The following is a 19,415-nucleotide window of genomic DNA, read 5'->3' on the forward strand; positions in this document are numbered from 1 at the left end:
GATCGATGAGCACCTCACTTCTGGTCACCGGCGCGAGCGGCTTCATCGGGCGCCCCCTCCTGCGCCGGCTGCAGGCGGAGGGCCGGCAGGCGGTGGGCACCGCCCGCCGGCCGCCGCCGGGCAGCGGGCTGCAGCCCGGCCCCGCCCTCGGCCCCGACGCCGACTGGCGCGGGCTGCTTGGCGGGCGCGAGGTGGTCGTCCATGCCGCGGCGCGCGTCCACGTCATGAACGACGGCGCCGCCGATCCGCTCGCCGAGTTCCGCCGCGTCAACGTCGACGGCACCCTGCAACTGGCCCGGCAGGCGGCCCGCGCGGGCGTGCGGCGCTTCATCTTCATCAGCTCGGTCAAGGTCAATGGCGAATGCTCGCCACCGGGCCGCCCCTTTTGCGCGCACGACCGCCCCGCGCCCGGCGACCCCTACGCCCTCTCCAAGCACGAGGCCGAACAGGGCCTGCTCACCCTGTCCGCCAGCACCGGCATGGACGTCACCGTCATCCGTCCGCCGCTGGTCCACGGCCCCGGCGTCAAGGCCAACCTGCAGACCCTGATGCGCTGGCTCGCGCGCGGCCTGCCCCTGCCGCTCGGCGCCATCCGGCACAACCGGCGCTCGCTGGTGGGGGTGGACAACCTGGTGGACCTGATCACGACCTGCATCGACCACCCCGCCGCCGCGAACCGGACCTTCATGGTTTCCGACGGCGAGGACCTGTCCACGACCGCGCTGTTGCTGCGTCTGGCCGCGGCGATGGCCGTGCCGGCCCGGCTGCTGCCGGTACCGCCGTGGCTGCTGGCGCTGGGCGGGACGCTGAGCGGACGGCAGGCGATGGTCCGGCGTCTGTGCAGCAACCTGCAGGTAGACATCGCGCCGACCTGCGCAGCGCTCGGCTGGACCCCGCCCATCGGCGTCGATGAAGGCCTGCGGCGTATGGCCGCCGGCGCCGGAGGAGAATGAATGGGGGTGCTTGCCCAACTCGGCCTGATCCTCGCCGTCGGCGCCCTCTCGGCCGCCCTGACCGGCCTGCTGCGCCGCTATGCACTGGCGCGCGGCATCATCGACGTGCCCAACGCGCGCAGCTCGCACGCCCTGCCGACGCCACGCGGCGGCGGCGTCGCGATCGTGCTCGGTACCGCACTCGCGCTGCCCGCGCTGTGGGCGGCGGAAGTGATCGCGCCGGCGCAGCTGTGGGCCCTGCTCGGGGCGGGCGGGGCGGTGGCGGTGGTCGGGTTCGCCGACGACCACGGACACATCGCGGCACGCTGGCGGCTGCTGGCCCATTTCAGCGCCGCCGCCTGGGCGCTGGCCTGGCTCGGCGGCCTGCCCCCCGTGCCGTTCCTCACCGCCCTGCAGATGCCGGGCTGGGTCGGTGCCGTTTTCGGCGCGCTGTACCTGGTCTGGATGCTCAACCTGTACAACTTCATGGACGGCATCGACGGCATCGCCGGCGTCGAAGCGGTTTGCACCGGTCTTGGCGGCGGCGCGCTCTACCTGCTGTCCGGGCATCCGGCGCTGTCGCTCCTGCCGCTGGTGCTGGCCGCCGCAGCCGCGGGCTTCCTGTGCTGGAACTTCCCGCCGGCGAAGATTTTCATGGGCGATGCGGGCAGCGGCTTCCTCGGCATCACCCTGGGAGTGCTGTCGCTGCAGGCCGGCTGGGTGTCGCCGCAGCTGTTCTGGGCCTGGGTGATCCTGCTCGGCGTGTTCGTGACCGACGCCACCATGACCCTGCTGCGCCGCCTGCTGCGGGGCGAAAAGCTCTACCAGGCCCACCGTAGCCATGCCTATCAGCACGCGGCCCGGCACTTCGGCCGCCACCGGCCGGTGACGCTGGCGGTGGCGGCGATCAACCTGCTGTGGCTGCTGCCGCTCGCGCTGGGGGTGGGCAGCGGAATCCTGGATGTTCTCGCCGGCGTCGTGCTCGCCTACGCTCCGCTGGTGCTGCTGGCCTTCCGCTTCCGCGCCGGGGCCGCCGAAAAGCAGTGATGTCGAGTGCCGCCGGGAAACGGCTTTGCCCTTTCCGCCCCCCGGGGGCGCGGGCAAGGCTGGGGCGGCGCGGCGTTTTCTTGTGAGCAAGTGAGACAAATCGATTCGCCACGCCATCCCTGCCCGGGCAAGCGGTTAGAATCGCGACCGCGCTCACCGGACAGGACTGGCCGGCGCGGCGCCACCCCATGCTCAAGAACGCCACCCGCTCCGCCATCGTCTTCCTCTTCGACCTCCTCGCCATGCTCGTGGCGTGGGTCGGGGGCGTTGCGCTGCGTTTCAATTTCGATCTCCCCGCACACTACGCCGACAAGCTGCTTGCGGCCGGAGCGGTGCTGCTGCTCGTCCACGCCATCGCCTGCCGCTGGGCCGGGCTGTATCGCGGCATGTGGGTGTTCGCCAGCCTGCCCGACCTGCGCCGGGTCCTGAAGGCGGTCGGCGTCTCCGCCGTGGCGATGGCGCTCGTGATCGCCGTCGACCGCGGCCCCCCCGCCCTGCCGCGCACGATGCTCGTGCTCTATCCGGTGCTGCTGGTGGTGGTGATGGGCGGCGGCCGCGCGGCGTGGCGGATGTGGAAGGAGCATCGCCTGTACGGCGGCCTGATCGGCGCCGGCAAGCCGGTGGTGGTGGTCGGCGCCGGCACCGGGGGCGCGATGCTGGTGCGCGAACTGGCGCGCAGCCCGGACTGGCAGGTAGTCGCCCTGGTGGACGACGACCGGGCGAAGTGGGGGCGGGAGCTTCACGGCCAGCCGGTGGTCGGCGCGATCGAGCGCCTTCCCCAGGTGCTGCACGACTACAAGGTGAGCCACGTGATCCTGGCCATGCCCTCCGCGGCGAGCGCCGCACTCAAGCGTGCAACCGACATCGCGGTGCGCGCCGGCGCCCATGTGTTCACCGTGCCCGGCCTCGACGACCTGATGAACGGCCACGTCGCGATCAACGCCATGCGCCCGGTCGACATCGAGGACCTCCTCGGCCGCGAACCGGTGCACATCGACTCCGCGCACGTGCAGGCAATGATCGCCGGCAAGACCGCGCTCATCACCGGTGCCGGCGGCTCCATCGGCAGCGAGCTGTGCCGCCAGCTCGCCCGCTTCGCCCCCGCCCGGCTGGTGCTGATGGAGGCCAGCGAATTCGCCCTGTACGGCATCGAGCAATGGTTCCGCGAACACCGGCCCGAAGTGGACGTGGTGCCGCTGGCCGGCGACGTCAAGGACGCGGCCCGGGTGGACGAAATCTTTTCCGCCTGGCAGCCGCAGCTGGTGTTCCACGCTGCCGCCTACAAGCACGTGCCGCTGATGGAAGTGGGCAACGCCTGGCAGGCAGTGCGCAACAACGTCCTCGGCACCCTGCAGGTGGCGGCGCAGGCCCGCCGCCACGGCGCCGAACGCTTCGTCCTGATCTCCACCGACAAGGCGGTCAACCCCACCAGCGTCATGGGCGCGACCAAGCGCCTGGCGGAAATGGTCTGCGAGGCGCTGAGCCGGGCCGGCGCCGGCCCCACCCAGTTCGAGATGGTGCGTTTCGGCAACGTGCTGGGGAGCACCGGCAGCGTGATCCCGAAGTTCGCCGAGCAGATCGCCCGCGGCGGGCCGGTGACCGTCACCCACCCGGAGATCAACCGTTACTTCATGTCGATTCCCGAGGCCGCGCAGTTGGTCCTGCAGGCGGCAGCGATGGGCCAGGGCGGGGAGATCTTCGTCCTCGACATGGGCGAGCCGGTGAGGATCGTCGACCTCGCGCGCAACATGATCCGGCTGTCGGGCTATACCGAGGACCAGATCCGCATCGAGTTCACCGGCCTGCGTCCGGGCGAGAAGCTGTACGAGGAACCGCTCGCCGCGGCCGAGGAAACCCGCGAGACGCCCCACCCCAAGCTGCGCATCGCGCGCTCGCGGGCGGTGAATGGGACCTTCCTCGAGGAACTGGGCGACTGGCTGTCGCAGCCGGGCCCGGTCAGCGACGACAAAGTGCGCGCCGGGCTCGGGCGCTGGGTGCCGGAGTACCGGCCGGCAATCCACCCGGCGAGCGCAACGGAAACCACGGCCCCGTCGCCGATCGCCACTTCCGCCTTCATTCCTGCCGCCGCTGAGACGCGCCCCTCCAGCGCCATGCCGTAGGCTTTTGACGAGGCAACAAGCGCACTGCAATCACTAGAATTTTCCTGATCGGGAAAGTTTTTGATGTGGCCGCACGCTTATCCGAAAAATTCCCGAACGGGAAAGATCGCTTGCACCCTTCTTGACCCTGTCCGATAATTTCCCGAACGGGAAAGAAAATCGGTGATGGGCTCCATACGGACTACGGAACAACTCGGTAACGCACTCCGTGCTGCACGCAAGCAGCTGGGCCTGACGCAGCCCCAGTTGGCGTTGTCGGCAGGGGTTGGGGTTCGCTTCATCGTCGACCTTGAAGCGGGCAAGCCGACGCTGCGTCTGGAAAATGTGCTGCGCGTGATCGACGCCTTGGGCGGAGAGATCCAACTCACCGGCTTGCCATCGACCCCGGCGGTAAATCCGGAGGGGTAGCGACCATGGCACGTGAACTGGATGTATGGCTGTTCGCTGACCGAATCGGCACCCTGAGCCTGGTGGAGGGCCGGCTGGGTTTCCGTTACAGCACGGATTGGCTCTCACGTTCAGACGCGGTGGCCTTGTCCAGTTCCCTGCCGCTGCGAGCAGAGCCATTCGACGATCACCACACTCGCCCCTTCTTTGGGGGGCTGTTGCCAGAGGGGCAACTCCGGCGCCTCATTGCACAGCAGTTTCAGGTATCGAGCCAGAATGACTTTGCGCTGCTCGATCGCATCGGCGGGGAGTGTGCCGGCGCCGTGACCTTGCTGGAGCCAGGGCAGGCGATCCCCACTCTTGAGCAAGGCGCCGACGTTCAGTGGCTGGGCGACGAAGAGATCGTCGCCATTCTCGATGAACTGCCGCATCGGCCGATGTTGGCCGGCAAGGATGGCCTGCGGCTTTCACTGGCGGGCGCTCAAGACAAATTGCCGGTGGTTTTCGATGGCGCCCGGATCGGGCTGCCGCGAAACGGAACGCCCAGCTCACATATCTTGAAGCCAGCCATCCGTACCCTGGCGGACACCGTCACCAACGAAGGCTTCTGCCTGGCGTTGGCCGGGGCGATGCAGCTCAAGCCGGCCAGGTCACAGGTGCGTTCCGTGTTGGACCGACCGTTCCTGCTGGTCGAGCGCTACGACCGGGTGGCCAATGCACAAGGCCAGCGGCAGCGCCTGCACCAGGAGGATTTTTGCCAGGCGCTGGGCGTGGTGCCGGAAATGAAATACCAGAACGAAGGTGGCCCGGACCTAGGACCAGTTCGCTGCAGCAGCTGGCCTGGGCAAAGTCGATGCCGCCGGCTGCGGGGAAACTCCAGTCCGACCCCGAGTGTGGCTTCACCGGCCATGTTGTGGTTGAGCAAATCGTGACCTTGATCGAGCAACGCTGTGCCCTGACGACAAGAAGGCTCAGCGCACCTGCGCCGGAGTGACGTAGCGGATGTCGCAGTGGCGGTGCTCGAAATTGCACCCGCGCACCAGGTCGCGTCCCCAGAGGCGTGCATCTTCCAGGGTCACCACCCAGCCGCCGCCAATCAGCGGCGGATCTTCTCGATCAGCCCGCTGGTCGAGTGCCCTTCGACGAAGCCGAGCACCTTGACTTCGCCGCCGGCCCGGCGCACGCAGTCGCCGCCGGCGATCTGCTCGGGAGTGTAGTCGCCGCCCTTCACCAGCACGTCGGGTAGCACCGCGCAGATCAGGCGCTCGGGAGTGTCTTCGGCAAAGGGGACGACCCAGTCCACGCAGCCGAGCGCGGCGAGCATGCGCAGGCGGTGGTCGAGCGGGTTCACCGGCCGGCGCTCGCCTTTCAACCGCCGCACCGAATCGTCGTCGTTGACGGCGACGATGAGGCGATCGCCCAGCGCGCGCGCCTGTTCGAGGTACTCGATGTGGCCGGGGTGAAGGATGTCGAAGCAGCCGTTGGTCATCACCACGCGGGCGCCGGCCTCACGCGCGGCACGCACGGCGGCGACCGCCTCGGCTTCGCCCAGCACGCCGCCGCAGCGGTCGCCGCCGACCGGGCCGGCGGCGGCCAGATGCGCATCGACGTGGGCACACCAGATGTGGCCGACCATGATGTGGCATTCCTGGATGTGCGCGGTCTCGGCCACCCCGATGGTGACGGCGACGTCGACCAGATCGCGCAGCCTGCCGCCGTCGCGCCCGAGCAGGCCGATCAGCTCGCAGCCGCGCGCGCGCGCTGCGTGCATGGCGGCGATGACGTTGGGGCTGTTGCCGCTGGTGGAGATCCCCACAACCACATCGCCGGGCCGGGCGAGCGCCTCGACCTGGCGGGCGAAGACGCTGTCGTAGCCATAGTCGTTGCCCACCGCGGTGAGGATCGACGTGTCGGTGGTCAGCGCGATCGCCGGCAAACCGCGGCGCTCGGCGACGAAGCGCCCGACCAGTTCGGCGGCGATGTGCTGCGCGTCCGCCGCGCTGCCGCCGTTGCCGCACAGCAGCAGCGTGTTGCCGCGGTTGATCGCCGCGCCGATGCGCTGCGCGGCGGCGGCCACCGCCGGCGCGACGGCGCGCAGCGCGGCCACGGCGGCAAGATGCTTGTCGATGTACTGGGCGATGAAGGTCATGGCGGAACTCGTGATGCGGGTCGCGGACAGGCGCGCGGGAAAGACTTGATGCGGGAAAAGGCATCGGCCGGAGGTGCGATGTTAACATGAGCCGCATTCCGGGCACGCCGCCCGCAAATCCGCCATGAACGCACCGCCCCAGAGCCCCCTCCTGATCGTCCTCACCACCCTCCCCGACCCGGCTGCCGCCCAGGCGCTGGCGGCGACGCTGATCGAGGACGGGCTGGCGGCGTGCGTCAATGTGCTCGCTCCCTGCACCTCGGTCTATCGCTGGCAGGGCAAAATCGAAACGGCCACCGAGACCCCGCTCCTGATCAAAACCACCGCCGCCGTCTATCCTGCGCTGGAGGCGGCGATCGGGGCCCGCCACCCCTACGAACTTCCCGAAATCGTGGCGGTCCCTGTGGAGCGGGGCCTGCCCGCCTACCTCGACTGGGTGCGCACGAACGCCACACCGTCCCTGCCGCCTCCAGCCCGATCCGACCCTTCAGCCGAATGACGTTCATGCCCCACCTCCTCCTGCATCGCACCCTGTGGCTGCTTGCCATGCTCGCGAGCCTGTTCGCCTCCGCCGCGCACGCCAACCCGATCGCACCCGAAAAGGCGTTCGCGCTGCGCGCGCAGGCGCTCGATGCGCAGACGGTGGAAGTCGTGTTCGAGGTGACCAAGGACTACTACCTGTACGGCGACAAGTTCCGCTTCGAGGCCGAACCCGCCACGGTCGTCTTCGGCACGCCTGAGAAACCCGCCGGCGAACGCCACCGGGACGAGTTCTTCGGCGAAGTCGAAACCCACCGCGGCGAGTTGCGCATCCTGCTGCCGGTGCAGGCGCCGGCGGGCCTCACCCGCTTCGAGCTAATCGCCACCAGCCAGGGCTGCTGGGACGGCGGCATCTGCTACCCGCCCACCACGCAGAGCGCGGCAATCGACCTCGCCGCCCCCCCGAAACCGGCCGCAAGCGGCGTTCTCGGCAAACTGCTCGGCAGCGACACCGCCGGGACAGCCCCGGCCGCCACCCTGGCGGCCCTCCCGGACGCCAGCGCGACGCCACCGGACGTGGTCTCCGGCGACGAAAGCGGCGACGTCGCCCGCCTCCTCGCCGGCGCCAGTGTGCCGCTGATCCTCGCCAGCTTCTTCGGCTTCGGCCTGCTGCTGGCGTTCACGCCGTGCACCTTCCCGATGATTCCGATCCTGTCCGGAATCATCGTCGGCCAGGGACACAAGGTCTCGCACATGCGCGCCTTCGCGCTGTCGCTGGCCTACGTGCTGGGGATGGCGGCCACCTACGCCCTGGCCGGCGTCGCCGCCGGCGTCACCGGCACGATGCTGACCGCGGCGCTGCAGAACGTATGGGTGCTGACGGCCTTCGCCCTGGTGTTCGTGCTGCTGTCGCTGTCGATGTTCGGCTTCTACGAGCTGCAGCTGCCCTCCGCGCTGCAAAGCCGGCTCGCCGACAGCGCCAGCCACAGCAAGGGCGGCAGCCTGGGCGGAGTGACCGCGATGGGCGTGCTCTCGGCGCTGATCGTCGGCCCCTGCGTGGCCGCACCGCTGGCCGGCGCGCTGCTCTACATCGCCCGGACCGGGGACGCCGTGCTCGGCGGCTGGGCACTGTTCGCGATGGGGCTGGGGATGGGCGCGCCGCTGCTCGCGGTGGGGGTGGCGTCGCGCTCGCTGCTGCCCAAGGTGGGGCCGTGGATGGAAGGCGTGAAGCAGACCTTCGGCGTACTGCTGCTGGCGGTGGCGCTGTGGATGCTGACTCCGGTACTGCCGGCGCTGGCGGCGATGCTGGGGTGGGCGGCGCTGCTGCTGTTTTCCGGCATCTTCCTGCATGCGCTCGACCCCCTGCCTGCGCATGCACGGGGCTGGATGCGTCTGGGCAAGGGCGTCGGCGTGGCGCTCGCGATCGCCGGCGCGGCGGTCCTGGTGGGGGCGCTTGCCGGCTCGCGCGACCCGCTGCAGCCGCTCGCCGTGCTGCGCGCCCAGGCCGGGGGGGCGGTGACGCAGCCGCAGTTCGAAAAAGTGCGCTCGATCGCCGAGCTCGACGCGCGGCTGGCCGCCACCGACCGCCCGGTCATGCTCGATTTCTATGCCGACTGGTGCGTGTCGTGCAAGGAAATGGAGCGCTTCACCTTCACCGATCCCCGCGTCGCCGAGCGCATGGGCCAGATGCTGCTGCTGAAGGCCGACGTCACCGCCAACGACGACGAGCACAAGGCCCTGCTCAAGCGCTTCGGCCTGTTCGGCCCGCCCGGCATCCTCTTCTTCGACGCCCGCGGCCAGGAGCGCCAGGGGCTGCGCGTGGTCGGCTTCATGAAGGCCGAGCCCTTCGCCAGCGTGCTGGAGCGCGCCCTGTAGCGCGCCGTTTTCCCCTACAATCCCGGCTTTCTCCCTTTCGGCTCAGTCCCTTTCCATGTTTTCCGGCATCATCGCGGCGGTCGGCCGCATCGAACACATCGAGCCGCTCGCCGGAGGCGTGCGCCTGACCGTCGACACCTGCGGCCTCGATCTCGGGGACGTCATCGTCGGCGACAGCATCGCCAACAGCGGCGTGTGCCTCACCGTGATCGCGCGCGACGGCGCCAAAGTGAAGTTCGACGTCTCGCGCGAGACGCTCGACTGCACCGTCGGCCTCGACCTCGCCGGCGCCGAAGTCAACCTGGAAAAGGCGCTGAGCCTGGCCGACCGCCTCGGCGGGCACCTCGTCACCGGCCACGTCGACGGGGTCGGCGAAGTGCTCAAGTTCGAACCGGTGGGCGAGAGCCACGAACTCGTGATCCGCGCCCCGGCGGCGATCGCCGGCTACATCGCGAAGAAAGGCTCGATCACCGTGAACGGCGTCAGCCTCACCGTCAATCGCGTCGAAGGGCGCGACTTCTCGATCAACCTGATCCCGCACACGGTCGCGGTCACCAACCTCAAGCACCTGAGCGCCGGCAGCCGGGTCAATCTCGAAATCGACCTCATCGCGCGCTACGTCGAGCGCATGCTCGCCTGGCGCAGCGAGGAAGCCGGCTCCGCGGCCTGAATGCCGTCCGCCAAGCGCCGCCGCAACGCCCACAAAGGAAACAGCATGAGCGCACTCGCGCCGATCACCGACATCATCGCCGACATCAAGGCCGGCAAAATGGTCATCCTGGTCGACGAGGAAGACCGCGAGAACGAGGGCGACCTCGTCATGGCGGCCGAATTCGTCACTCCGGAAGCGATCAACTTCATGGCCCGATACGGCCGCGGCCTGATCTGCCTGACGCTCACCGACGAGCGCTGCCGCCAGCTCGGCCTGCAGCAGATGGTGCGCGACAACCGCACCCCGCACGGCACCGCGTTCACGGTCTCGATCGAAGCCGCCACCGGCGTCACCACCGGCATTTCGGCGCACGATCGCGCGCGCACCGTGCAGGTCGCCGTCGCCCGCCACGCCAAGCCGGACGACATCGTCACTCCCGGCCACATCTTCCCGCTCACCGCGCAGAAGGGCGGCGTGCTGATCCGCGCCGGCCACACCGAGGCCGGCTGCGACCTCGCCCAGCTCGCCGGACTGGAGCCGGCCGCGGTGATCTGCGAGATCCTCAAGGACGACGGCACCATGGCCCGCCTGCCCGATCTCATCGACTTCGGCAAGGAGCACGGCCTCAAGATCGGCGCCATCCGCGACCTGATCGAATACCGCGCCGCCACCGAGCACCTGGTGGAGAAGGTCAGCGAGAAGGACGTCGACACGCCGCATGGCCGCTTCCGCCTCACTGCCTTCGAGGAAAAGACTTCGGGCGACATCCATTTCGCCCTCTCGCGCGGCGACATCACGCCCGAGCGCGAAACCCTGGTGCGGGTGCACGAGCCGATCTCGGTGCTCGACTTCCTCGACTCCGGCAGCGGCAAGCACAGCTTCCCCGTCAACCAGGCGCTCGCCGCCCTGGCCGCGGCCGAAGCCGGCGTGATCGTGCTGCTGTACCGCCCCCAATCGGGGCGTGAACTACTGGCCTGCCTCGACGGCAACCTGGACCGCCCGCCCGTGAAATGGGACGCGCGCCTGTTCGGCGTCGGTGCCCAGATCCTGCGCGCGCTCAACGTCGGCAAGATGCGCCTGCTCGCCAGCCCGCGCAAGATCCCGAGCATGACCGGCTTCGGCCTCGAAATCACCGGTTTCGTCGACAAGAACTGAACTCCTCGCGAAGATAAAACCATGCAACGCACCCAACCCGAAACCGCCCGCAAACAGTCGCGCTACGACGGCATCGCCGAGATCGACCCCGACTTCAACGGCGCCGGCCTGCGCGTCGGCGTGGTCATGGCCCGCTTCAACCTCGACATCTGCGAAGGCCTGCTGTCGGCCTGCACCGACGAGCTGTTGCGCCTGGGCGTGGCCCGCGCCGACATCCGCATCGCCACCGTGCCCGGCGCGCTGGAAATTCCCCTGGTGCTGCAGACGATGGCCAACAGCGGCCGCTTCGACGCCCTGGTCGCGCTCGGCGCGGTGGTCCGCGGCGAGACCTACCACTTCGAACTGGTGTCGAATGAGATGGGCGCCGGCATCACCCGCGTCGGCCTCGACACCGGCCTGCCGATCGCCAACGGCGTGCTCACCACCGAAGACGAGGACCAGGCCCTGGCCCGCATGAGCGAGAAAGGTGCCGACTGCGCCCGTGCCGCGGTCGAAATGGCCCGCCTGCTGAAGGTGCTGCGATGACCGATTCCACCCCGTCGAACCCACTCCCGGAAGACGCCGCCAGCCCCAACCCGACGAGCAAGATGGCCCGCCGCCGGGCCCGCGAACTGGCCCTGCAGGGCGTCTACCAGTGGCTGCTGTCGGGCAATCCGATGGCCACCGTGCAGCGCCACCTGGAATCGGAAACCGAGCGTCTCGACCGCGTCGACCGCGAACTGTTCGTCAGCCTGCTGCGCGGCGCGATCGCCAGCGCGGACGAGTTGCGCGCGGTGTTCACGCCGCTGCTGAGCCGCCCGGTGAGCGAGCTGTCGCCGATCGAGCACGCGATCCTGCTGCTCGGCACCCACGAGCTGCGCCACAACCTCGACACGCCTTACCGGGTGGTGATCAACGAGGCCATCGAGCTCGCCAAGGGCTACGGCGGCACCGACGGCCACAAGTTCGTCAACGGCGTCCTCGACAAGCTCGCCGCCCGCCTGCGCCCGCAAGAAGTCGAAGCCGCGCGCGCGGCAAAGGGCTGACGCCCGCCACCACCGCGCATGCACGAACTGTCCCTCGCCGAAGGGGTCCGGGAAATCATCGACGAGGCCGCCGCGGCCCAGCGCTTCCGCCGCGTGCACGCGATCATCCTCGAAATCGGCGAACTGGCCGCGGTCGAGACCGAGTCCCTGCAGTTCTGTCTCCAGTTCGTGCTGCGCGGCACGATCGCCGATGGCGCGGCGATCCAGATGGAAACGGTTGCCGGCAGCGGGCACTGCCCCGGCTGCGGGCGGACGGTGGCGATCCGCGAACGCTACGCCCCCTGCCCGGAATGCGGCGGCTTCGGCGTGGAACCCTGCGCCGGTACCGGAATGCGGGTGCGGGCGCTCGAAGTCGCGTGAGCAGGACGAGCGCGGGAGGACAGGATGTGCACGACATGCGGATGCGGTGGCGGGGAAGCGCGGATCGGTGCCGTCTTCGGCGGCCGCAAAAAGGCACGCAAGGCAGCGGCGCGCGAGGCGGATGAACGGCCGCCGGCCGAGCCCTCTCACCGCTGGCGCGCGTTGACCGCCGACACGCCTGCACAGCGCGCGCCCGGGAACGTCCGCGACCTCCCCGCTGCCGACCTCCCCGGCCACCGGCCACCGCCCGCGGCCCCCGCCGTACCTGCCGACGCCCCCTCCACCGCGACGCGGATGCTGGCGATCGAGCGCGACCTTCTCGCCCGCAACAACACCCTCGCCGCCGCCAACCGCGCCGCCTTCGCCGCGCGCAGCATCTTCGCCCTGAACCTGGTGTCGAGCCCCGGCTCGGGCAAGACCTCGCTCCTCGTGCGCATGCTCCAGGAGCTCGCCGGGCGCATCCCGGCAGCGGTCATCGAAGGCGACCAGCAGACCGAATTCGACGCCGAGCGCATCCGCGCCGCCGGCGTGCCGGCGCTGCAGATCAACACCGGCAAGGGCTGCCATCTCGATGCCGGCATGATCGCGCGCGCGCTGGCGCGGATGGACCTCGCCGCGGGCAGCCTGCTGCTGATCGAGAACGTCGGCAATCTCGTCTGCCCGGCCGCGTTCGACCTCGGCGAAGCGCACAAGGTGGCGATCCTGTCGGTCACCGAGGGCGAGGACAAGCCGCTCAAGTATCCCGACCTGTTCGCCGCCGCCGACCTGCTGCTGCTCAACAAGGTGGACCTGCTGCCCCACCTCGCCTTCGATACGCAGCGTGCGATCGACTACGCCCTGCGGCTCAATCCGCGCCTGCGCGTGATCCGGACTTCGGCGACCACCGGCGCGGGCGTGGGCGAATGGATCGACTGGATCGAAGCCGGGCTGGCGGCGGCACGCGCCGGGCGCGGCGCGAGCACATGAACGCCGCCACCGACCATGCGCCGCCGGCCGCCGGGACGGGCGCGAACGACTCATCCACGCCCGCGGGCGCGCTGCACGGCGAGGCGCTGGCGCTGCCCTCGATCGGCGCACCGGCGCGCGCCGACACACGGCCGATCCTCGCCCTCGGCGCCTGGTTCAAGCACGCCGCCTGTCTGCTCGAGCACGGCCACGCGCGCTTCGGCCCCAACCGGGGCGACCTCGACAACGCCGATGCCTGCCGCGGCGTCGAGCCCGCGGTCGCCGCCCTGCTCGCCGCCTCCGGGCGCCCACCGCGCGCGGTCGCCCACGACCTCCATCCCGATTTCCACTCCACCCGCATCGCCCTCGCCACCGCTGCGCGGCTGGGAGTACCGGCGTTCGGTGTCCAGCACCACCACGCCCACGCCGGCGCCGTGCTCGCCGAGCACGGCCGCTTCGACGCCCGCCCAGTGCTCGCCCTCGCCCTCGACGGTGTCGGCCTGGGCAGCGACGGCGGCGCCTGGGGCGGCGAGTTGCTGTGGGTCGCGGGAGCGGAGTTCGTCCGCCTCGGCCACCTGCGCCCGCTACCCCTGCCCGGCGGCGACCGCGCCGCGCGCGAACCGTGGCGCATCGCCGCCGCACTCCTCCACGCCGGCGGTCGCGGCGCCGAGATCGCCCGCCGTTTCGCCCGCCAGCCGGCGGCGGCACAGCTCGGCCAGGTGCTCGCCCGCCCGGCGCTGTGCCCCCCCACCAGCAGCCTCGGCCGCCACTTCGACGCCGCCGCCGGTCTGCTCGGAATCTGCGAGGTCATGGGAACGGAAGCGGAAGCCGCGCTCGCCCTCGAAGCGCTCGCCGCGCGCAGCCCCGTGCCGGCGGTGGCGCGCGGCAACTGGCGCATCCTCGCCCCCCCGGCGGCCCCGGCGCCGGCCGCGGGCGGCGCCGACCGGTCCGCGGGCCGCTTCGACACGGCCGCTTCTTCGCCCCCCGGTACGCTTCCTCTGCTCGAACTCGACCTCCATCCCCTGCTCCTCGGCCTCGCCGACGAGACCGACGCCGCGCGCGGCGCGGCGCGCTTCCAGGCCACCGTGGCGGCGGCGCTGGTGGACTGGGTGGAGCACGCACGCATCGCGAGCGGCTGCGACACCGTCGTCCTCTGCGGCGGCTGTCTGCACAACCACCTGCTCTCGGCCGCGCTCCAATCTGCCCTCGGCGCGCGCGGCCTGACCGTGCTCGGCGCGCAGCGGCTGTCGCCCGGCGATGCCAGCCTCGCCCTCGGCCAGGCCTGGGTCGCCCACCACCGTCTCGCCACACCGGAGTCCTGAGCATGTGCCTCGCCCTTCCCGCCCGCATCGTCGAACTGCTCGACGGCGAGCTGTGCCGCGTCGAACTGGGCGGCGTGCGCAAGGAAATCTCGCTCGCCCTCGTCGACGACGCCGCGGTCGGCGATTACGTCATCGTGCACGTCGGCTACGCCCTGACCCGGCTCGATCCGGCAGAAGCCGAGCGCACCCTGGCGCTGTTCGCTGCCGCCGGCCTCGATCCTGGCACCGCCCGCGATCACCCTGATGCGGAGCGGGGGAGCGACGCATGAAGTACATCGACGAATTCCGCGACGGCCGCCTTGCCGCCGGGCTGGCGCGGGCGATCGCGCACGAGGTCGCCCCCGGCCGCGACTACGCCTTCATGGAATTCTGCGGCGGCCACACCCATGCGATCGCACGCTACGCCGTCACCGACTTGCTGCCGCCCACGGTGCGCATGATCCACGGCCCCGGCTGTCCGGTGTGCGTGCTGCCGATCGGGCGCATCGACCTGGCGATCGGGCTGGCGCTGGCGCGTCCCGAAGTCATCCTCTGCACCTACGGCGACTGCCTGCGCGTACCCGCCTCCGGCGGCCTGTCGCTGATGAAGGCGAGGGCGCGCGGCGCCGACGTGCGCATGGTGTATTCGCCGGCCGACGCGCTCGCCCTCGCGGTGCGCGAACCGGCGCGCGAAGTGGTGTTCTTCGCCATCGGCTTCGAGACCACCACTCCGCCCACCGCACTCGTGCTGCGCGCGGCCGCGGCGCAGCGGCTGGACAACTTCAGCGTGATCTGCAACCACGTGCTGACTCCGGCGGCGATCGCCGCGATCCTCGAATCGCCCGAAGTGCGCGAGCTCGGCACGGTGGCGCTGGACGGCTTCATCGGCCCCGCCCACGTGTCCACGGTGATCGGCAGCCGGCCCTACGAGCGCTTCGCCGCCGCGCACCGCAAGCCAGTCGTGATCGCCGGGTTCGAGCCGCTCGACGTGATCCAGGCGATCCGCATGCTGATCCGCCAGGTCAACGACGGCCGCGCCGAAGTCGAGAACGAATTCACCCGCGCCGTCACCCGCGACGGCAACCGCAAGGCCCAGGCGCTCGTCGCCGCCACCTTCGAGCCGCGCCCCAGCTTCGAATGGCGCGGCCTCGGCGCCGTGGCCGATTCGGCCCTGCGCATCCGCCCCGCCTTCGCGCGCTGGGACGCCGAGCGGAAATTCGCCCTCGCCGACCGCCCGGTGCCCGACCACAAGGCCTGCGCCTGCGGCGCGATCCTGCGCGGAGTACGCACTCCCGCCGACTGCAAGCTGTTCGCCACCGCATGCACGCCGGAAACGCCGATGGGCGCGTGCATGGTGTCCTCGGAAGGCGCCTGCGCCGCGCACTACACCTACGGCCGCTTCCGCGATGCGGCGCGGCGCACGCAATAGCGCCCGGCCTTCGGGCCTGTCGCACCGAATGAATGAGGAACGGTTTGCGTCCCCTCCCGAATTTGAACCCGGAGCCCGCTTTACGATGAATGCCCACCACTCCGCTTCCACCCGAGCGCTGGACCTGCGCCACGGCCGCGTCGATCTGAGCTTCGGCGCCGGCGGGCGGGCGATGGCCCAGCTCGTCGCCGAACTGTTCGTGCGTGCCTTCGCCAACGACTACCTCGCCCGCGGCGACGACGGCGCGGTGCTGCCCGCCCCCGCCCCCGGCGAACGCCTGGTGGTGAGCACCGACGCCCACGTCGTCAGCCCGCTGTTCTTCCCCGGCGGTGACATCGGCAGCCTCTCGGTGCACGGCACGGTCAACGACCTCGCGGTGATGGGCGCCCGCCCGCTGTACCTGACGGCGGGCTTCATCCTCGAGGAAGGCTTCCCTCTCGCCGAGCTGGCGCGCATCGTCGACTCGATGGCCGCCGCCGCCCGTGCCGCCGGCGTGCACGTGGTGGCCGGCGACACCAAGGTCGTCGAGCAGGGCAAAGGCGACGGCGTATTCATCACCACCGCCGGCATCGGCGCCCTGCCCGCCGGGCGCGACCCGGGCGGCGCCCGCGCCCGCCCCGGCGATGCGGTGCTAGTGTCGGGCGCCATCGGCGAGCACGGCATGGCGATCCTGGCGCAGCGCGAGGCGCTCGCCTTCGAGTCGACGATCGTCTCCGACAGCGCACCGCTGAACGGGCTGGTCGAAGCGCTCTATGACGCGGTGCCGGCGGCGGCGATCCGCGTCCTGCGCGACCCCACCCGCGGCGGGCTGGCGACCACCCTCAACGAGATCGCCGCCCAGTCGGGCGTAGGCATCGAGCTGGAGAAAAAGACAATCCCGGTGGCGCCCCAGGTCCGTGCGGCGTGCGAACTGCTCGGCCTCGATCCGCTCTACGTCGCCAACGAAGGCAAGCTGGTCGCGGTATGCGCCGCGGAGGCCGCCGACGCCCTGCTCGCGGCGATGCGCGCCCACCCGCTAGGCGCACAGGCGGCCTGCATCGGCACCGTCACCGCCGACCCGCAGCGCTTCGTCCAGATTCGTACCGGCTTCGGCGGGCGGCGCATGGTGGACTGGCTGGCTGGCGAACAGCTGCCGCGGATCTGCTGAACGCCTGCGACAGCGGTAATCTGCCATTACAATTGATTACCGGCGGATACCCCTCGCAGCGCCGGATTCTCCTATCGTGTTTCCACCGTGGAGACGGCAAGCGCAGTGCGCGACGGCTCCACTCCGGACACCCTCACCAGGAGCTCGACAAATGAACAAGCGCATTTCCATCCTCGCCACCGCCCTTCTCCTCGCCGCCGGCAGCGGCTCGGTTCTCGCCAAACAGGAGGGCGCCGGCAAGGCGGTGAAAGGCGGCAGCGCCGCGACCCACATGAGCGAGAAAGGCCTGGGCAACACCAACGGCCCGAACGCGGCCACCCGCAGCAGCAGCCTGGAGCGCGCCGAAGAGCGCATGAGCGAAAGCGGCCTCGAGCACTCGAAGTCGGGCGAGGCACAGCTTGAACGCAAGCCGGAAGACAAGCAGGGCAAGGCCAAGAGCCGGCAATAACGACCGGGCCCGGAAACCGGCGCCAGCCGCCAGACTCCAGAGCACGAATCAGCGCGGAGCGGCGGTGTCCACATCGAAGCTCACTCCCTGCGCCAGAGGCAGCGCCGCGGAATAGTTGATCGTCGCCGTCGAGCGCCGCATGTAGGCGCGCCAGGCGTCCGAGCCGGCCTCGCGCCCGCCGCCGGTCTCCTTCTCGCCGCCGAAGGCACCGCCGATCTCGGCGCCACTGGTGCCGGCGTTGACGTTGGCGATACCGCAATCGCTCCCCGCCGCCGACAGGAAACGCTCGGCCTCGCGCAGGTCGTTGGTGAAGATCGCCGACGACAGGCCCTGGGGCACGGCGTTGTGGCGCGCGATCGCCTCGTCGAGATCTTCGTAGTCGAAGCAGTGGAGCACGGGCGCGAACACTTCCTCACTGCTGTTGCGCACGGCCGGACCATGCTCGACCAGCGCCGGGCGCGCATACCAGGCGTGCGGGAAGCGCTCGGCCAGGACCCGCCCCCCACCGTGCACCGATGCCCCCTGCGCGCGCGCTGCGGCGAGTGCCGCCTGCATCCGCTCGAAAGCGCCGCGATCGATCAGCGGGCCGACCAGGGTGGCGGCTTCGCGCGGATCGCCGACCACAATCCTGGCGTAGACCGCGCGCAGACGCGACAGCAGCGCCGCGCGCACCTGTGCATGGACGAACAGCCGCCGCGTGCTGGTACAGCGCTGGCCGGCGGTGCCGGCGGCACCGAACACGATCGCACGCAGGGCCAGCTCGAGGTCCGCGCTGGGAGTGACGATCACCGCATTGTTGCCGCCCAGTTCGAGGATGCTGCGCCCGAAACGCTGCGCGATGCGCGGTGCCAGCACGCGCCCCATCGCGCAGCTGCCGGTCGCGCTGACCAGCGCCAGGCGGCGGTCGTCGGCCAGCAGCAGGCCGAGCTCGGGGCCGCCCGGCAGCACCGCCGACAGGCCCGCCGGCACGTCCTCCAGACCAGCGGCGGCCTGCTCCAGCAAACTCTGGCAGGCGAGCGCGCACAACGGCGTCCGCTCCGACGGCTTCCACACGATCGCATCGCCGCACACCAGCGCCAGCGCCGCGTTCCAGGCCCACACCGCGACCGGAAAGTTGAACGCGGTAACGATGCCGACCACCCCCAGCGGGTGCCAGCTCTCGCGCAGCGCATGACCCGGGCGTTCGGAAGCGATGGTGAGGCCGTGGAGCTGGCGCGACAGGCCGACGGCGAAGTCGCAGATGTCGATCATCTCCTGCACCTCGCCCTCGCCTTCGCTGCGGATTTTGCCGCACTCGAGAGTGACGAGGGCGCCGAGGCTTACCTTGTGCTCGCGCAACAGCGCGCCGAAGCGGCGCACCAGCTCACCGCGGCGCGGCGCCGGCACCTGCCGCCAGGCGGCAAAGGCCGCGGCGGCACGGGCGATGCGGTCCTCGGCCCGGGCCGGGGAAGCCCATGCGATCTGTGCCAGCACGCTGCCGTCGATCGGCGACAGCACCGCCTGCTCGCCGCCCGCGAGCACGCCAGGGTCGAGGCCCAGGCGGGCACAAAGAGTCCTTGCATCCATGTCGTGTCCTCCGCTACATGTGCAGACAGCGTGCGCCGCGGCCCTGCAGCGCCAGCACGCTCCTGCAGCGTCGGACCGGCCCGCACGGCGATGGTGCCGGACCGCGGTGGATGGGGGGTGGATGGGGGGTGGATGGGGAATGGATCGAGCTTGACCCCGGGCGCGCCCCTCCTGGACAATCGGGCCTCCTTTCGGTTCGACGAAACGGAACACGGTGCGAATCCGTGGCGGGCCCGCCGCTGTATCCGGGGACGGGCGCTGCAAGGTCGACAGACCGGCCACTGGCGGGGACCACCCCGCCGGGAAGGCGCAGCGCTACGGCTGATCCGGGAGCCAGAAGACGTGTCGAACCGGCGAGGAGTCCAGGCAAGGGCTCCGGTCGAGCGCATGCGAAAGC

At 70.6% G+C, this 19,415-nt stretch carries 20 protein-coding genes and 1 riboswitch; of the genes, 18 read left to right on the forward strand and 2 right to left on the reverse strand.

The annotated features are described in order from the left end of the window. Positions 1–5 precede the first annotated feature (5 nt). The 5 genes from Tharo_RS16495 (at position 6) to Tharo_RS16515 (ending at position 5,418) form a co-directional block, all read left to right on the forward strand. Entirely contained in the window at positions 6–953 is a 948-nt protein-coding gene (locus Tharo_RS16495; protein ID WP_107222142.1) for a UDP-glucose 4-epimerase family protein, read from the forward strand. After that, a complete protein-coding gene (locus Tharo_RS16500; protein ID WP_107222143.1) occupies positions 954–1,979 on the forward strand; it encodes an MraY family glycosyltransferase in 1,026 nt (341 codons plus the stop codon). 188 nt (positions 1,980–2,167) lie between these two features. Next, entirely contained in the window at positions 2,168–4,099 is a 1,932-nt protein-coding gene (locus Tharo_RS16505) for a polysaccharide biosynthesis protein (protein ID WP_107222144.1), read from the forward strand. Between the two features lie 165 nt (positions 4,100–4,264). Continuing rightward, positions 4,265–4,507: a helix-turn-helix transcriptional regulator gene (locus Tharo_RS16510; protein WP_107222145.1), complete on the forward strand. Its 243-nt coding sequence runs from the start codon at positions 4,265–4,267 to the stop codon at positions 4,505–4,507. Between the two features lie 5 nt (positions 4,508–4,512). Next, entirely contained in the window at positions 4,513–5,418 is a 906-nt protein-coding gene (locus Tharo_RS16515; RefSeq protein ID WP_211309629.1) for a HipA N-terminal domain-containing protein, read from the forward strand. 164 nt (positions 5,419–5,582) lie between these two features. Here the strand turns inward: Tharo_RS16515 and rfaE2 are convergent, their stop codons facing one another. Then, the gene (rfaE2, locus tag Tharo_RS16520) at positions 5,583–6,635 is read right to left on the reverse strand and encodes a D-glycero-beta-D-manno-heptose 1-phosphate adenylyltransferase (RefSeq protein ID WP_107222146.1); all 1,053 of its coding nucleotides are present in this window, start codon (positions 6,633–6,635) and stop codon (positions 5,583–5,585) included. A gap of 124 nt (positions 6,636–6,759) precedes the next feature. Here rfaE2 and cutA point away from each other — a divergent pair, with 124 nt between their 5' ends. The 13 genes from cutA (at position 6,760) to Tharo_RS16585 (ending at position 17,452) form a co-directional block, all read left to right on the forward strand. Further along, positions 6,760–7,134 (forward strand): divalent-cation tolerance protein CutA, encoded by a 375-nt coding sequence (gene cutA / locus Tharo_RS16525; protein ID WP_107222147.1) that lies wholly within the window; start codon positions 6,760–6,762, stop codon positions 7,132–7,134. 5 nt (positions 7,135–7,139) lie between these two features. Next, positions 7,140–8,990 (forward strand): protein-disulfide reductase DsbD, encoded by a 1,851-nt coding sequence (gene dsbD / locus Tharo_RS16530; RefSeq protein WP_245880949.1) that lies wholly within the window; start codon positions 7,140–7,142, stop codon positions 8,988–8,990. 55 nt (positions 8,991–9,045) lie between these two features. After that, on the forward strand, positions 9,046–9,660 hold the full coding sequence (locus tag Tharo_RS16535) for a riboflavin synthase (protein ID WP_107222149.1): 615 nt from the start codon (positions 9,046–9,048) through the stop codon (positions 9,658–9,660). 45 nt (positions 9,661–9,705) lie between these two features. Next, positions 9,706–10,797 (forward strand): bifunctional 3,4-dihydroxy-2-butanone-4-phosphate synthase/GTP cyclohydrolase II, encoded by a 1,092-nt coding sequence (gene ribBA, locus Tharo_RS16540; RefSeq protein ID WP_107222486.1) that lies wholly within the window; start codon positions 9,706–9,708, stop codon positions 10,795–10,797. 21 nt (positions 10,798–10,818) lie between these two features. After that, the gene (gene ribH, locus Tharo_RS16545) at positions 10,819–11,322 is read left to right on the forward strand and encodes a 6,7-dimethyl-8-ribityllumazine synthase (RefSeq protein ID WP_107222150.1); all 504 of its coding nucleotides are present in this window, start codon (positions 10,819–10,821) and stop codon (positions 11,320–11,322) included. Then, the gene (nusB, locus tag Tharo_RS16550) at positions 11,319–11,822 is read left to right on the forward strand and encodes a transcription antitermination factor NusB (protein ID WP_107222151.1); all 504 of its coding nucleotides are present in this window, start codon (positions 11,319–11,321) and stop codon (positions 11,820–11,822) included. Before ribH ends, nusB begins: the two co-directional genes overlap by 4 nt. 18 nt (positions 11,823–11,840) lie before the next feature. After that, on the forward strand, positions 11,841–12,182 hold the full coding sequence (locus tag Tharo_RS16555) for a hydrogenase maturation nickel metallochaperone HypA/HybF (RefSeq protein WP_107222152.1): 342 nt from the start codon (positions 11,841–11,843) through the stop codon (positions 12,180–12,182). A 24-nt stretch (positions 12,183–12,206) separates the two neighbouring features. Further along, positions 12,207–13,148 (forward strand): hydrogenase nickel incorporation protein HypB, encoded by a 942-nt coding sequence (gene hypB / locus Tharo_RS16560; protein WP_107222153.1) that lies wholly within the window; start codon positions 12,207–12,209, stop codon positions 13,146–13,148. Continuing rightward, entirely contained in the window at positions 13,145–14,449 is a 1,305-nt protein-coding gene (locus Tharo_RS16565; protein ID WP_159051728.1) for a Kae1-like domain-containing protein, read from the forward strand. The genes hypB and Tharo_RS16565 overlap by 4 nt, the downstream gene beginning before the upstream one ends. Positions 14,450–14,451: 2 nt before the next feature. Continuing rightward, positions 14,452–14,718 (forward strand): HypC/HybG/HupF family hydrogenase formation chaperone, encoded by a 267-nt coding sequence (locus Tharo_RS16570; RefSeq protein ID WP_107222154.1) that lies wholly within the window; start codon positions 14,452–14,454, stop codon positions 14,716–14,718. Next, positions 14,715–15,857, forward strand: a complete 1,143-nt coding sequence (gene hypD, locus Tharo_RS16575; RefSeq protein WP_107222155.1) for a hydrogenase formation protein HypD — start codon at positions 14,715–14,717, stop codon at positions 15,855–15,857. The genes Tharo_RS16570 and hypD overlap by 4 nt, the downstream gene beginning before the upstream one ends. Positions 15,858–15,942: 85 nt before the next feature. Beyond that, positions 15,943–17,004, forward strand: coding sequence for a hydrogenase expression/formation protein HypE (gene hypE / locus Tharo_RS16580; protein ID WP_107222156.1), 1,062 nt, complete (start codon positions 15,943–15,945; stop codon positions 17,002–17,004). Positions 17,005–17,155: 151 nt separating this feature from the next. Beyond that, positions 17,156–17,452, forward strand: coding sequence for a hypothetical protein (locus Tharo_RS16585; RefSeq protein WP_107222157.1), 297 nt, complete (start codon positions 17,156–17,158; stop codon positions 17,450–17,452). 48 nt (positions 17,453–17,500) lie between these two features. Here Tharo_RS16585 and amaB read toward each other — a convergent pair whose 3' ends face one another. After that, the gene (amaB, locus tag Tharo_RS16590; RefSeq protein WP_107222158.1) at positions 17,501–19,018 is read right to left on the reverse strand and encodes an L-piperidine-6-carboxylate dehydrogenase; all 1,518 of its coding nucleotides are present in this window, start codon (positions 19,016–19,018) and stop codon (positions 17,501–17,503) included. 175 nt (positions 19,019–19,193) lie between these two features. Then, positions 19,194–19,382: riboswitch (cobalamin riboswitch) on the forward strand. Positions 19,383–19,415 lie beyond the last annotated feature (33 nt).

This window comes from Thauera aromatica K172, assembly GCF_003030465.1.
Classification (GTDB): Bacteria; Pseudomonadota; Gammaproteobacteria; order Burkholderiales; family Rhodocyclaceae; genus Thauera; species Thauera aromatica.